This window comes from Streptomyces sp. HUAS TT7 (assembly GCF_051550175.1).
Lineage (GTDB): Bacteria > Actinomycetota > Actinomycetes > Streptomycetales > Streptomycetaceae > Streptomyces.
Map to the genome: position 1 here is coordinate 8,224,372 of NZ_CP196175.1, position 14,358 is coordinate 8,238,729.

Here is a 14,358-nt window from a genome sequence, read left to right on the forward strand (position 1 = left end):
CTTCGACGCCTCCTGCTCGCGCTGACACCGCCCGGCGCTCCCGCGACCTACATGGCATTCGAGTGGCCGGGACCATGTGCGGTCGGCACGGCGATGAGTTTCACAGCCGTGCCGGGTCTATGACTGCGACAGTCCCCGAAGCCCGGCCGAGGAAGAACTTCTATCTGCTTCGCCGCGCCGGTCGACCGCACGTGAGGAGAGCGACATGACCGCCACATACACCTTCGACGTCTTTTCCAGCCTGGACGGCTTCGGTGGCGCCAGCGCCAACTGGACCGGCTACTGGGGCAAGCAGGGCCCCGAGCTGCTCGACCACCGCCTCGCCCTGTACGTACCGGAGCAGCGGATGGTCTTCGGGGCCAACACGTATCGGGCTTTCGCGCAGATGCTGGCCGAGAGCACCGAGGATTCCGATGTGCGTGACCCCTGGGTCACGCGGATGAGGAGCCTGCCCGCCACGGTGGTGTCGACGACACTGGAAGGCCCCCTCGACTGGCCGGACGCCACCGTCGTGAGCGGTGACGCCGTCGACGTGGTCGCCCGGCTCAAGGAGGAGTCCGACGTGCCGTTGCGTTCGCACGGCAGCCTCTCGATGAACCGGGCGCTGATGGCCGCCGGCCTGGTCGACCGCGTGCAGGTGACGCTCTTCCCCGTCATCACCGGCCAGACCGGCCTCGACCGGATCTTCGAAGGTGCGGCCGACTTCGACCTGGAGCTGCTCGAACACCGGACGCTCGACGGTCACATCCAAGAGCTCGTCTACCGGCCCACCCTCCACTGACCCCTGGGGGTGGACGCGTGGCGGCAGGCCATCTCCACCCTCGGTTCCACCCGTGGGTCCAGGTGCGTGAGGCCGGTCGGCAGCAGTCTTGAGGGCATGACAACGACCGACTGGATCACCGACATCGCGCTCGTCCTCGTCGTCTTCCGGCAGCTGCGGGAAGGCCGGCTCGACCTCAAGACCTTCCTGATCCCGCTGGGGATCGTGGCCTTCGTCGCCCACACCTACCTTGACTCGATCCCCACCGCGGGCAACGACCTGGTGCTCATGGGAGCGCTGATGGCCGTGGGCGCGGCGCTCGGCATCGCAGGCGGCGTCTGCACCCGGATCCGCGTCGCGGGGGAGCATCTGCTGATCAAGGCCGGCGCGGTCTCCGCGGTCCTGTGGGTGCTCGGCATGGGCGCCCGGATGGGCTTCCAGGTGTGGGTCGAGCACGGCGGCGCCGACGACGTCGCCCGGTTCAGCATCGCCCACCACATCACCACGGATCAGGCGTGGGTGGCCGCCTTTGTCCTGATGGCGCTGACCGAGGTGGTCACGCGGCTCGCCACAATCTTCCTCCGCGGCCGGATGGTCGCCCAACGGCAGCCGCTCGCGGCGGCGGCGCGAACCGCCCCCACGCTCGACCGTACGGCCTGACCGTGGACTATGGTCACGCCGTGCCCGAAGCCCAGAAACCCCAGGCTCCCGGGCCGGCCTCGCACCACGAGGACGGCCCCCGGGTCGTGCCCGGCCACGACCCGCGCATGCAGTGGGCCGTGACCCTGTTCGTCATCGTGTCCGCGATCTGGACGGTCCGGCCGCTGGACCTCAGCGGCCGGGGCCTGGCATGCGGCGCGCTGCTCCTGGTGAACTGTGTCGCGCTGGCGGCCCGGCACCTGCCCGAGAACAGGTTTCCCCCACGCGTCGCCCTGGTGTGGCTGACCGCCTCCATCGTCGCCGCGGCGGCACTGCTCGGCGTCAGCACCAGCGGATCGAGCTACCTCTTCGCGTACTTCCTCGTCGGGCACATCGGGTTCCGCCTCCAGACCAGACGGGCCCTCGCCCTCGCGGCGCTGTGCAGTGTGCTGTGCAGCGGCGTGCTGTACTTCCGCCTCGGCTCCGGCCACGATCTGCTGCCCTGGGCGCTCGGCCTGACCACCGGCGGCCCGGTCCTGATCGGCATCCTCAACCGCAGCAGCCGGCAGGCCGTACTGGCGGCGATCTCGGCGGCCGAGTCCGCGGAACGGGCCGCCCGCGCCGAAGCCAAGACCGCCGTACTGACCGAACGCGGCCGGATCGCCCGCGACGTGCACGACGTCCTGGCCCACTCGCTTGCAGGCATCAACATGCAGCTGGAGCTGGCGGACGCGCTGATCGACACCGGCGACCTGGACAAGGTCCGCGAGGCGAACAGGAAGGCGCACAGCATGGTCAAGGAGAGCCTGAAACAGGCTCAGTGGACCGTGCACGCGCTGCGTGAGGACTCCCTGCCGCTGGTGGAGAGCCTGACCGCGATGCTGGAGTCGTCCGGCCACCGCGACGCGCTGACCATTACGGGGACGGCCCGCGACGTGCCGTCCCGGGTGACGCAGAACCTGCTGCGGATCGCACAGGAGGCGCTGACCAACACGGCCCGGCACGCGCCGGGCGCCGATGTGCGCGTGGAGCTGACGTACGCCGCGGAGTCCATGAAACTGACGGTGAGCAACGGTGCGGCGACCCGCAAGGTGAGCCCGGGCGTCGGCAGCGGTATGGGGCTGATCGGCATGCGTGAACGAGCCGCCCTCCTTGGCGGAACGATCACGGCGGGCCCGGTGATGGCCGGACCGGACGAAGGTGGCTGGCAAGTGGAGGCAGTGATCCCGGGATGAGTGAACCGACGCAGAACGAGCAGCGGTTGAAGGTGATCGTGGCCGACGACCAGGCCGCCGTACGGGAGCCGCTGGCCGCGGTCCTGGGCCTGTCGGAGGACATCGAGGTCGTGGCGGCCGCCGCCGACGGGACCCAGGTGCTCACCGCGGTCGCCGCGGAGCCGGTGGACGTCGTACTGATGGACCTGCGCATGCCGGTGATGGACGGCATCGAGGCGACGCGACGGCTGACCGAGGAGCATCCGGAGGTCGCCGTGGTCGTCCTGACCACCTTCGCCGACGACGACTCGATCCTGGCCGCGCTGAGCGCCGGGGCCCGCGGATACCTGACCAAGAACGCGGGGCGCGAGGACATCGCCCGCGCCATCCGCGCGGCCGCGGCGGGCCAGTCCGTCCTCGACCGCGAGGTCCAGGACCGGCTCCTGGCCACGGCCCGCACCAAGGCCCCGACGCCCGAACAGCCGCTGCCCGGCGACATCACACCGCGCGAACGCGAGGTGCTGACCCTGATCGGCCAGGGCCTGCCGAACCGGGCGATCGCCGAGAAGCTGTTCATCAGCGAGGCCACGGTCAAGACCCACATCAACAACCTGTTCGCCAAGGCAGACATCAGGGACCGCGCCGACGCCGTGCGCCGCGCCATCGCAGCGGGCCTGGCCTGAACCGGCATCGCGAAGGGGCGGGTCGCCCTGCGGGAAGGATGGGGCATGATGAGACGTCAGCAACCGTACAGAGAAAGGGAGTTGATATGTGTCACGCGGACAGACGCGCCCGCTCGGCCCCTCGCCCCTGCGGTGGGCGTCGTGGGTTGCGGGGGATGACGGAACGTCGCCTTGACGCAGGTGCTCGGTCGACGCCGCCGACCGGGCTGACCGTGATGGCCGGCCCGGGCAGGAGGCCGTGGTGAGTGGATCGGATCCCCATCCCTTGAACCGCCGTGGGCTGCTCGCGGCGGCAGGTGCGATGGCCGCGGCAGGCGCGGCAGCGAGCGCGGTCGGCCCGCCGGCTTCCGCGGCTGCCGCGGAGCCCGGCGCGGCGACGGGGGAGTCGACAACATTCGGGCCGGTGGCGGTCCGTCCGGGAGACACCCGTTACGAAAGCCTGCTGCGTGGCAACAACTTCCGCTTCGTGGGGCGGCCGGACGAGATACGTGTCGTCGGGTCGACGGAGCAGGTGGTGCGCGCGGTCGCCGACGCCGTACGGTCCGGGCGCAGAGTGGCGGTGCGCAGCGGCGGACACTGCTTCGAGAACTTCACCGCCGACCCGGCCGTGCGGATGCTCCTGGACATGTCGCCCATGGACGCCGTCGGCTACGACGCGGCGCGCGGCGCCTTCGCGGTGCAGCCGGGTGCCACGCTCGGGCACGTCTACCGGACGCTGTTCAAGGGCTGGGGCGTGACCATCCCCGCGGGCGGCTGCCCGGAGGTGGGAGCGGGCGGGCACTTCGCCGGTGGCGGGTACGGACCGCTGTCCCGCCGGTACGGATCGGTGGTGGACCATCTCTACGGCGTGGAGGTGGTGGTGGTCGGCCAGGACGGCACCGCCCGCGCGGTGGTGGCGACGCGCGAGCCGGACGACCCGCACCGCGACCTGTTCTGGGCATACACGGGCGGAGGCGGCGGGAACTTCGGGGTAGTCACCCGGTACTGGCTGCGTTCCCCCGGCCCGCGCGGGAGCGACCCGTCCCGGCTCCTGCCCGCCGCACCGCGCGAGCAGCTGGCGTACCTGGTCACCTGGCCCTGGGACGAGAAGATGACCAAGGAGGCGTTCACCAGGCTGCTGCACAACTTCGGTACCTGGCACGAACGCAACAGCGCACCTGGTTCACCGTACGCAGGCCTGTACGCGATCCTCATCCCGATGCACCACAAGGCCGGCGGCTTCCTGATGACCGTGCAGATCGACGCGGACATACCGGGTGCCCGGAACATGGTGAGCGAGTTCGCGCAAGCGGTCGGCGCGGGCACCGGGCTCGCGGGTCAGGAGACCTGGCTGTCGATGCCCTGGCTGCACCCGACCACCTGGCCGGGCACCGGCGAGCCCGGCAACGTCGGCACCCGCCGCTACAAGATCAAGGCAGGCTATCTGCGGCGCTCGTTCACCGATGCCCAACTCGCCGCCATTCACCGGAACTTGACCAACAGCTCCGGTACGGCGGGCGGTGGCATGCTCCTGGTCGGGTACGGAGGCCAGGTCGGCGCCGTACCGGCCGACGCCACCGCGGTCGCCCAACGTGATGTGATCATGAAGGCCGTCTACCAGACGATCTGGTCCGACGAGCGCGACGACGCCACCAACCTCGCCTGGGTCCGCAACCTCTACCGTGATGTGTACGCCGACAGCGGCGGCGTTCCCGTGCCCGGCGCGGTCAGCGACGGCTCATACATCAACTACCCGGACACCGACCTGGCCGACCCCGAGTGGAACACCTCCGGCGTGCCGTGGCACACCCTCTACTACAAGGACAACTACCCGCGCCTCCAACAGGTCAAGGCCCGTTGGGACCCACGCGACGTCTTCCACCACGCACTGTCGATCCGGCCGCCCACCTGACCGGGGCGGCCGGGCAGGTGGTGCGAGGCCTTGATGACGCGACTGGCCGGGGGTGCCGACGGTCACGACCGTGCCGCCCCCGCCGCACACCCGGCCCTGCCGGCCGATGTCGGCCAGGTGGGCGTCGGCGCGGACACCGCCGACGCCGCTGGATTACGGCCGAGAGCAGTCCCGGCATGGCCCGCTCCGCGAGCTTGTGCCGGAACCGACCGGTGTGCGTCAGCCTTCCTCGGCCCAACTGATAGGGCCGATAAGGGGAGTTGATGGCCTCTGCGGGTTTGGGTGTTCGTGTGTGTCGCTGTGGGGTCACGACACCGAGGTCGGCTGCTCCGGTGCCAGCGAGTTGCCCGGTGGGATGTGTCCGCAGTCGGACGGAGCCGGCTTGCCCGCGAACCGGTCTCCCAGCCAGCCGATCGCGCCGGGTGCCCAGGCCGCGGCCACGGGGACGTGGCTGAGCAGGTTGTACTGGTGGTAGGCGATCGAGCCGTTGCCGGTGGCGCAGTACTGCCGGGCGAGCGCGCGGACGTCCCCGGCGACCATGACCCCGTCGCCCGTCCCGATGCCCGGCGGGTTGCCGAACGTCCCCTCGACCACGCCTCCGTTGCCCTGCGCGATGAATCCGGGAACGGTCGGGGTGGCGGCCGAACCCAGGTTGATCTTGTTGACCGCCTCGACGAACGCGGTCACCGAATTCGGATCGGCGTACTGCGGCTTCGCCAGCTTCTTCCAGGTCAGACCGGGGTAATGGCCGAGTGCGTCGAGGAGCGAGCCGTGCTCAAGGTCCCGGTACACCTGCTGACCGTAGCTGTTCATGTACTGCTTCAGGTCGATGCCGTATGACCTGGCGACCCCGATGATCGCCATGGGGGTGACCCCGGACCACACGAGGGAGCCGTCCACGTACTTGAGGTTGTGCGCCGGATCCACGAGCAGGCCGCCCTCGGCGAAGCCCACCAGCTTCTTGTTGACGTCGGGCGCGTACGTCGGTGCCAGCGCCGCCGCCCAGTTGGTCGCGATGGAGCCGCCGGAGTAGCCCATCAAACCGACCCTGGTGTCGGCGTTCATGCCCGTCCCGGCCTCGGGATCGGTCGCGGCGCGGATCGAGTCCAGCGTGTTGGTCGCATACTCCGGTCCGGCCCCGAAGTTGGCGGTCTGCCCTTCGGTGTCGGGGATGACGACGTTGTAGCCCTGCGTCAGCAGCGGCACCAGGAAGAGGTTCTCGGCGTTCGCGATGACTCCGCCCAGGGTGAGGTTTCCGGCGATGGCGCGGGAAGGTCCGTCCTGGGGGTTGAGGGAGTCGTAGAACGACTGGTAGGACACTGCCTTGCTGCTGTCACCCTTGATGCTGCGCACCACGGTGGTCACGTTGGCCGCCGGGCGGCCCTGAGCGTCGCGGGTGCGGTAGAGCAGCTGGATCGCCTTGACCGGAGTGGGTAAGCCGACGATGTGGTACTGCAGCGTCCGCTTCTTCAGCACGGTGCCCGGCGCGTACGAGGACAACGGTGTGCTGCTGTCGTAGGTGTAGAACGGGTCGCTCTTCCCGGCCGTCGACGGCGTGGCGGCGGCCGCGCCCGCCGCCGGAACGACGGTGGCGGCCAGCGCCGTGGCAACTGCGGTCGCCAGCACCCGTGCGGTGTGTCTGAACATGGTTCCCCCGTGGATCGCCAAAAGAGTGACAGGAGTGACCTCAGGAAAGTTACCTAGAGGTAACTGCCCTGTACAGAGCCGCGACTGGTATTTCGTGACCGGGTGCCGGGCGGCCCGCTGTCCGGTTTCAGAGCATGATGAGCAGGCGCGTCTTCGGCTTGAGTTTCCTGTTCACCGAACGGCTCTGCACGTACACCTCCAGCGCGGGATTGTTCCCCGCCTTCACCGAGACGGTCCCCTGGACTCCCGTACCGAACAGAAGGCTGCGGGCCGCATCGCCCGTGTAGGCGCGGTCGGTGTCCTTCTCGACCACGACGACTTCCTTGTTCTGCTGAACCTGAGCCCGGGCGCCCAACTGGTAGTAGCACGCGCCACGTTCGTACACCACTCCCGGATGCGAATCGACGAAGGGGCGGATCTCGATCTCCTTGTCGACCTTCAGGAGCCGGTACTTGTCGGCCGGAATCGGTTCGAGGTTGGCCCGCACCTCGTCCACCGATATGTCCTGACCGACGGCGAACAGGTTCTTCGTGCCGCGCACCCCCTGCTCGCGGCCCCGGAGGAAGCTGGTGGCGGCGGCGCGCACGGTGCCGATCGCCTCCTCGACCCCCTTCTGGGAATCCGCGTCCCAGATGGCGATGTTTCCGGCCGGGAAGCCGTAGTTCTGGGCGGTCCGCTTGGCCAGGGAGTTCGGCACGAGGATCGCCGAAGTCCAGTGCCCCGGAAGCCCGCCCATCGTCGCGGCGATCCTGTCGAGCCAAGGGCCGAGGATGGCCGGGTCGCCGTCGTGCCGCCTGTCTCCGCCGGACGCGTTCTCCTCACCATCCGTCACCACGATCTGCAGGAAGCTGTGCTCGCCGTACTGCTCCCAGATGTGACCCAGGTCGTCCAGGGACTTCAGCGAAGCCTCGATGAGGGCGGTAGCGCCATTGTTGACCTGGTACAGCCCCCGCATGGACGGCAGATGCTTCACGTCCATGTCCCAGACCAGGTTCTTCCTACGGGATGGCGAGGGCGTACCGACCCGGTTCGCTGAGCGAACAGCAGCTCGCCGAGTTCGGAATGGGCTGGGTGGGGGATGTTGGGTGACCGGGGCTGTGGGGGGGGGCGTTGAGCCCGGCGCACATGGAGAGTGCACCAGGGTCCCGAGGCCTGACCAGCCCCGGGACCCGGCACGCCCACGACCCCACCGGCCGGCCCCGCACGCCCGTCCACAGGCGGCGGGGACACCAGACCCCGCCCCTCCGTACTGGTCTAAATGGGCTTAATTTGTGACGTTTTCATCCTGCTCCTCGTTCTGGAGGGCGGCAGGTTTCCCACCGGGCGGACCTGCCACCCCCGCTGATCCACCGAATGGGAGCACAACCGTGATCAAGCAGGTTCTCGCCGGGGCGGTCTTCGCCACGGCCGCAACGATGGCCGTCGCGAGGGCGAGGGCATCGGCGGACACGCCCTCGGCGGACCCAAGGCCGCCTGCAACATCGCACCCGTCGACCAGTACCAGGCCCCACAGAAGCTCCTCTGACCCACCAGAACCCCTGATCCCACCCCACAGCCCCCTGCCCCACAGGGGGCTGTCCGGCATCCCGGACAGCCCCGCAAACCCGAACCAACCCAAGCCCGCCTCCGCCGCGAGCAGCAAAGCCGTAAGAAGCAAGGCGGCGGATGCAGAACCATGTGAGCGGACTGCCCGGCGGCAGGCCAGCGGGCCGGCAGTCATCAGGTCGGTCAGTCGTCAGCGGTGCATCTGGGCCCAAAACGTCTGGGGCGGGTGGTCGGCAAGGCTGCCGACCACCCGCCCCGAATTCCGCAACCCTCATGGACTACACCCAGTCCATTCCGAGTTCGGAGAACCGCGAGTGCCGTTCTTCGTTCAGTTTGTCGGCAGGGTCTCCTGGTGGGAGACTCGTACGCCCAGCTGTACGTCAGAGCAGCTTCTGCGGGGCCTGGAACTGGTCGGCGGGGGCGATGTTGCACTCGTTCTTCAGGCTGCCGAGCCCGTGGCCGCCGATGCCCTCGCCCTCCGGCAGCGGGACCAGGCAGCGTCCGTCGACGCGGCCGAGCGGGGCACCGTGATTGTTGAGGATGCCGCCCGACTCACCGGTGATGGAGGTGTCGCCGTTGATGGTCCCGAAGCCCGTCGCACCGGTGCCGCCGGCGGTCGGACCCTGCACGACACTCGTGGCGAGGACCCTCTGGAGCGCGTCGGTGGGGGACTTGTGGGGCTGGGGCGCCGTGGTGTGTGCCGAGGCCGAGACGGGCATGGCGACAGCCATCGTTGCGGCGGTGGCGAAGGCCGCCCCGGCGAGAACATGCTTGATCACGGTTGTGCTCCCATTCGATGGGTTGGTGAGGAGTGACAGGCCCGCCCTGTGCAACCTGCCGCCCCTAGAACGAGGAGCGGGGAGAACACGTCACGAATTGCGCTCATTCGGACCAACGCTCAACTCGCCGGCCTGATGGTGATCTCCCACCGACACCCCTTCCGCCGTTGGCCAGTAGGCCTGGTTGACGGGGGTTGTGAGTGCGCAGGGTCCCGGGATTGTGCGCATGTTCCGCATCCTCGGGTGAGCGACCTGGTCTTCCACCTCTCGGACAACCTTCAACTCCCGTTCGACAACGGCCTGTTGTCGTTCGCCTCGTCCTCCGGCGAGGTACCGAGATTCGGGTGGGTCGGCCGCCGGTCCCACGGCGGTGGCCGACACGGAGACACGACGGGGCAGGAGCAGGACCGTGGCTCGCTTCCCCGGCTGCCTCCTGTCCCTGTCCGGCAGAGAGGCACGTCCGCCCGTCCCTCTCCGGCAGAGAGGCCGTCCGCACGCTTGGCTGACTGGGCGTGCGCTGAACGGGCGTACGTGGCGCGGCGTATGCGAACACCGTGCGGCGGGCTGTCGAAGCTGGGGTCCTTCCAGCCCCATCGCCGCCCCGTCACCAGGAGGTGCGCACACGATGCGCCGATTCCTCAAGGCCGCAGGCACTGCGCTCGCCGCAGCGGCCTGCCTGGCCGCCTCTGTCCCCGCCGCCTCCGCGGCGGGCCCCACGCCGAGGCATGGTGCCGTCGAGGACCAACCTGCCTCGCCAGCCGACCCGTTGGGCGGCCTGGGAGTGGTCGGCTTCGCCCCGGCCCTGCTGGCCTCGGTGCCGGATCCCGACCGCTCCCCGGCCGGGACCAACGACTTCAGCTGCAAGCCCTCGGCCGCCCACCCCTACCCGGTGGTGCTGGTCCACGGCACGTTCGAGAACGCCTTCGACAACTGGAGCGGGCTCGCCCCGGTGCTGAAGAACGCCGGTTACTGCGTCTTCGCCCTCAACTACGGCGAGACCAGACCCCACGCGCTGATCAAGGCGGTCGGCCCGGTTCCTGCCTCGGCCAGGCAGTTGGCCGCCTACGTCGACCAGGTGCGGGCCGCGACGGGGGCGGCAAGGGTCGACCTGGTGGGCCATTCCCAGGGCGGCGGTGTGATGCCGCAGTGGTACCTGCGCTTCGACGGCGGTGCCGCGAAGGTGCACCAGCTGGTGGGCATCAGCCCCAGCAGCCACGGCACCACCCTGCTCGGCCTGGTCCACGTCGCCGATGCGGTCCTGGCAGTGGCGGGGAGTGCCGGCAAGCCACTCGGCCTGGACAGCCCCGCGGCCAGGGACCAGACGGTCGGCTCCCCGGTGCTCAAGCAGCTCTACGCCAAGGGCGACACCGAGCCCGGCGTCACCTACACCAACATCATCACCAGGACCGACGAGGTCGTGACCCCGTACACCAACCAGTACCTCACCGCCGGACCCGGTGCGACCGTGCACAACATCCTGCTGCAGGGCGTATGCCCGCTGGACCTCACCGGCCACCTGGGCAGCTCCTACGACCCGAACGTGCACCAGCTGGTACTCAACGCCCTGGACCCCACCCACGCCCGTCCGGTGCGCTGCGCCCTCATGCTGCTCCCGGTGTGACCCGCACCGGACCGTGGACACCTTCTCCGTTCCACTGTGGTGCGGTGAAGAACGACTCCCTTCCCGATACCGGGCTCGCCCTGCGTACAGACAATCGCAACGAACGTTCTCAGCAAGCCCTGACCCGCCTTGGCCCGGTCTACGAAGGAACCCCCTCAGACCTCGGGAAGGGACGGATCGGGTGTCCAGGGGTTCGGTGCGGTGGTGGCCCAGCGTTCGTGGTCCCGCCAACCCCCGTCGATATAGAGGTAGTTGGGCGAGATCCCTTCGTAGCGGAAGCCCAGTCGCCGGACCAGGGCGAGGGATGCTTTGTTCGCCGGCTGAATGTTGGCCTCCAGGCGGTGGAGCCGCAGGTCGGTGAAGGCGTGCTGCAGCGTGGTGGTCAGCCCTTCGGTCATGTACCCGTGCCCTGCGGACGGGGCGAAGGCCGCATAGCCCAGGGACGCACCCTGGTAACGGCCCCGGATGATCGAGTTGATGTTGACCGTGCCGGCGGCTGCGCCGGTCTCCCGGACGCGGATCAGATAGCCCCGGTTGGTGCCGTCGACAAAGCGGCGCATCCAGACATGGAACTCCTCTGCGGTCGCGGGTAGTTGCATCCATGGGCGGTGCAGCTCGGAGCTGGCCTGCACGAGCGTGCAGAACTCGTCCTGGTCGGAGAGGGTGAGCGGCTGTAGTTCGACACGTGACGGCATAGTGGGCATGGACCAACGTTAGAGCCTGTGCGTGACGTGTCGCCCGCGTGATTCACCACAGAGGCGATCTCCGTGTGGGTCGTGGTGGTTTGACCGGCTGCGCAGTGGCCCGCGCTGCAGAGACATCCTGGAATGTCCCGGCAGCGGTGCTCACTTGGGGGGCCGACCATGCCGGCCACAAGGCTGGCCCACAGGCCGGAAACGGAGGGACCGGGCAGACTGCTCGCAGCGTTCCGTGAGACCAGGTAGCCGGTTCCGACCACCAGCCCGCAGCCGAGGGCGAGCAGCCCGTCGACCACCGCCGCGGTGTATCGGCGCCACAGGGTTGCCGAGGTGGGACCAACCACCGTGCCGCTCAAGTGTGTTCCGCCTTGGCTGAGTGCCGTGGCCCGCCGGACGACCGTATCCCAGCCAGTCGTTCGCAGGCTGCCGGGGGCCCCAGTCAAGGACCCAGTGGCGGGTCAGTCCCACCAGAACGACCAGAGGACGGCACGTACGTCCATGCCGCGGCAGGGCCCGATCTGCGCGCGGTACCCGTGAATGAGGCTGTCGTACCCCGAGCCACTCCGACTCAGGCGGACGGGCCCTTCGCCAGGGCCTCGATGTACTCGTCGAACGTGGCGACCCTGTCGGCGGGCGGGATCTCTGCCTTGAGGGAAGTGCCGTACTCCGAGTACTCCTCGACGATGCGTTCCTGTCCCTTCTTGCCGGAGCTGACCTCCTGGGACTTGGCCACGAGGTCGTCCTTGCCGATCCACACGTCGATGACGGCCTGCTCCTTGCCGCCCTTGCGCATGACGTCGACGTACCAGTCGTGGCTGTCCTTGTCCATGGCGGGACCCTGGTACTTGGCGAGTTCGGCGATGGTCACGGTGCCCTGGTAGTGGTCGGTGGGGCGCCCGCCGATCTGCTCGGTGCCGACCCACTTGGCGCTGCCCGTGGCGTTGAGGGCGCCGAGGAACTCCGTCAGCAGTCCCCGCGATCGCGACCGGTCGGTCTTCTTGTCGCTGGACGGATCCATCTTGAACCAGTCCTTGCCGGGAATCCTGTCGGTCTTCGTGTATGCCCCGTCGGCCGTGTCGACGAGGTATGTCTCACCGCTCGGGTTGTCCTTGGTCTTCTTCCCGTGGACCTGCATGGAGGAGTAGAAGGGCGTCCGCTGCCAGGCCATGTCGGTGACCCCCTCCTCGGAGGCGCCGCCTGACTGGCGGGTCTTGTACGAGTTCTGCTCGCCGGTCTTCTTGGCGGCGGCTGCGAGTGCGGCTCGCGCGTCCTTGGGCTGCGACGCGCTCGCCCCGCTCTTGTTTCCGTCGCCCCCGCTCTTGCCACCACCGCCGCCGCAGGCGGTCAACCCCATGGCGAGCACGAGCGAGCCGACAACCGGCACAGCGAACTTCTTCATCTTGCGGACGACCTGCACGTTCCCCACCCTTTACCAATTCCTTAACCAAACCAGGGGGAGCATATACAGACGCGGCGCATGGGGCGGAACCAGGAATCAGGGATCAGGAAACGAGGGGGAGTGGGTTGAGGGCTCGGCGTCCTGCGGCCTGTCGGCGGCTTGTCGGTGCAGACACCTGGTTGTCGGTGTTCTGTCGGTGACGCTGCCGAGGATGGGCGCATGGCACCGATTCGGGAGGTCACCATGACGAACAGCATCCGGCCGCACCACTCACGCCCCACCTCGGTCCTCGTCTCCGGCGCGGGCATCGCCGGCACGGCCCTGGCGTACTGGCTGGCGCGCTACGGCTTCCGTGTCACCGTCGTCGAGCGTGCCGCGGACCTTCGCGGCGGCGGACAGGCGGTGGACGTGCGCGGCAGTGCGATGGAAGTCGTCGAGCGGATGGGCCTGTTGGAGGAGCTGCGGGAGGGGAGGACGGGCCTGCGCGGGATGTCGCACGTCGATGCCGATGGTCGCGAAGTGCGGCGCACCCTGGGGTGGACCGCCAGCGGCGGACCCTCGGACGGACCCGATGTGGAGATCCTCCGGGACGACCTGGCCGCATTGCTCGCTCGGGCCGCGGGGAGCGGGGTGGAGTACCTGTTCGGTGACTCCATCGGCACGCTGGTCCAGGAGGACGACGGTGTCCGGGTCCGCTTCGCGAGTGGCGAGGAGCGATCGTTCGACCTCGTGGTGGGCGCCGATGGTCTCCACTCGGCGACCCGTCGACTGGTCTTCGGCCCTGAGGCCGACTATCTGCATCCGATCGGTGTCTACATCGCGTCGTGGAGCGCCCCCAACCACCTGGGCCTCGACCGCTGGGAGGTGTTCCACCAGCCGGGTGTCGACGGCATATGGGGCTGTATGGCCATGACGGTCCGGGACAACACCGAACTGCGTGTCTTCGTGGGCTTCACGTCCGAGGAGGCGTACGAAGAGATGCTGCCGCGTGACCTCATGGCGCAGAAGCGGCTGGTGGCGGAGCGCTGCGAGTCCCTGCGCTGGGAGGTGCCGCGCTTCCTGAAAGCCATGTGGGAGACCGACGCCTTCCACTACGACGTGGTGGCGCAGATCCGGATGGACCGCTGGTCGCGGGGGCGCGTCGCGCTCCTGGGTGACGCCGGATTCTGCTGTTCCCCGCTCACGGGGCAGGGCACCAGTGTGGCGCTGACGGCGGCCTACGTCCTCGCGGGGGAGCTGCACCTGGCCGATGGCGACCACGTGCCCGCCTATCGTGCTTACGAGGAGCGGCTGCGCCCTCATGTGACGGCCAATCAGGCGCTGCTCGGGCTGGGTCAGGAGATGCTGGTCGCCGAGACGGGAGCGTCCGGGCCGGAGGGGGACACGGACTCGGCGCGTCCCGATGGGCCTGGCCGCGAGGACTCGGCGGAATTCCGCGCGGCTGTCGCCTTCGATCTGCCGGACTACTGAGGTGCCTTCGAG

At 69.0% G+C, this 14,358-nt stretch carries 11 protein-coding genes and 1 pseudogene; 7 read left to right on the plus strand and 5 right to left on the minus strand.

What is annotated here, in order from left to right; genetic code table 11:
- Positions 1-205 precede the first annotated feature (205 nt).
- From ACSHXC_RS37355 to ACSHXC_RS37375, 5 genes are all read left to right on the plus strand, one after another.
- A complete protein-coding gene (locus ACSHXC_RS37355; RefSeq protein WP_438295771.1) occupies positions 206-781 on the plus strand; it encodes a dihydrofolate reductase family protein in 576 nt (191 codons plus the stop codon).
- A gap of 96 nt (positions 782-877) precedes the next feature.
- Complete coding sequence (locus tag ACSHXC_RS37360) at positions 878-1,420, plus strand: hypothetical protein (RefSeq protein ID WP_438295772.1); 543 nt, start codon at positions 878-880, stop codon at positions 1,418-1,420.
- A gap of 107 nt (positions 1,421-1,527) precedes the next feature.
- On the plus strand, positions 1,528-2,634 hold the full coding sequence (locus ACSHXC_RS37365) for a sensor histidine kinase (protein WP_438297057.1): 1,107 nt from the start codon (positions 1,528-1,530) through the stop codon (positions 2,632-2,634).
- Positions 2,631-3,296, plus strand: coding sequence for a response regulator transcription factor (locus ACSHXC_RS37370; protein ID WP_438295773.1), 666 nt, complete (start codon positions 2,631-2,633; stop codon positions 3,294-3,296). Before ACSHXC_RS37365 ends, ACSHXC_RS37370 begins: the two co-directional genes overlap by 4 nt.
- 265 nt (positions 3,297-3,561) lie before the next feature.
- Complete coding sequence (locus ACSHXC_RS37375) at positions 3,562-5,187, plus strand: FAD-dependent oxidoreductase (protein WP_438295774.1); 1,626 nt, start codon at positions 3,562-3,564, stop codon at positions 5,185-5,187.
- Between the two features lie 306 nt (positions 5,188-5,493).
- On the opposite strand, the gene ACSHXC_RS37380 is transcribed toward ACSHXC_RS37375, so the two are convergent.
- The 3 genes and pseudogenes from ACSHXC_RS37380 to ACSHXC_RS37390 form a co-directional block, all read right to left on the minus strand.
- Positions 5,494-6,834: a lipase family protein gene (locus ACSHXC_RS37380; RefSeq protein WP_438295775.1), complete on the minus strand. Its 1,341-nt coding sequence runs from the start codon at positions 6,832-6,834 to the stop codon at positions 5,494-5,496.
- A 127-nt stretch (positions 6,835-6,961) separates the two neighbouring features.
- A pseudogene (locus ACSHXC_RS37385) lies at positions 6,962-7,837 on the minus strand (VWA domain-containing protein); the annotation flags it as partial.
- Positions 7,838-8,759: 922 nt separating this feature from the next.
- Positions 8,760-9,158, minus strand: coding sequence for a hypothetical protein (locus ACSHXC_RS37390; RefSeq protein ID WP_438295776.1), 399 nt, complete (start codon positions 9,156-9,158; stop codon positions 8,760-8,762).
- 625 nt (positions 9,159-9,783) lie between these two features.
- Between ACSHXC_RS37390 and ACSHXC_RS37395 the strand changes: the two genes are divergently transcribed.
- Positions 9,784-10,779 (plus strand): esterase/lipase family protein, encoded by a 996-nt coding sequence (locus ACSHXC_RS37395; protein WP_438295777.1) that lies wholly within the window; start codon positions 9,784-9,786, stop codon positions 10,777-10,779.
- 155 nt (positions 10,780-10,934) lie between these two features.
- Here the strand turns inward: ACSHXC_RS37395 and ACSHXC_RS37400 are convergent, their stop codons facing one another.
- On the minus strand, positions 10,935-11,483 hold the full coding sequence (locus ACSHXC_RS37400; protein ID WP_438295778.1) for a GNAT family N-acetyltransferase: 549 nt from the start codon (positions 11,481-11,483) through the stop codon (positions 10,935-10,937).
- A 562-nt stretch (positions 11,484-12,045) separates the two neighbouring features.
- Positions 12,046-12,903 carry a hypothetical protein gene (locus ACSHXC_RS37405; protein ID WP_438295779.1) on the minus strand — a complete coding sequence of 286 codons (858 nt, stop codon included), beginning with the start codon at positions 12,901-12,903 and terminating at the stop codon, positions 12,046-12,048.
- A gap of 216 nt (positions 12,904-13,119) precedes the next feature.
- Between ACSHXC_RS37405 and ACSHXC_RS37410 the strand changes: the two genes are divergently transcribed.
- Positions 13,120-14,346: an FAD-dependent monooxygenase gene (locus tag ACSHXC_RS37410; protein ID WP_438295780.1), complete on the plus strand. Its 1,227-nt coding sequence runs from the start codon at positions 13,120-13,122 to the stop codon at positions 14,344-14,346.
- Positions 14,347-14,358 lie beyond the last annotated feature (12 nt).